Raw genomic sequence first — 251 nt, forward strand, 5'->3', positions numbered from 1 at the left:
CGAAGTCTCGTCTAAGGACAACCCACTCACCACTGAGCGGAAGTCCTCCAACAAAGGCTACATCAGCAGGGAGTGGAAGGCGTGACTGGTCAGCAGACGGCTCGACTTCCAGCCCCGCCCACCCGCAGCCTCGCCAACTCCGGCGATCACGGCATCAAGGCCCGCGCCCACCACGGCCCCAGGGCCGTTCACCACGGCGACGTCCACGTCCGGGAACGCCTCGAGCACCTCCGCCACGTGAGCGAGCGCCT

General features: G+C 66.9%; 1 protein-coding gene. It reads right to left on the reverse strand.

Annotated features, from left to right (window positions below; all coding sequences use genetic code 11):
• Positions 1 to 57: 57 nt before the first annotated feature.
• On the reverse strand, positions 58 to 251 hold a 194-nt coding region (locus PUR56_RS00105; protein ID WP_329947323.1), incomplete at its 5' end, for a hypothetical protein.

The organism is Streptomyces sp. BE303 (genome assembly GCF_036290945.1).
In the GTDB taxonomy this organism is placed as follows: domain Bacteria; phylum Actinomycetota; class Actinomycetes; order Streptomycetales; family Streptomycetaceae; genus Kitasatospora.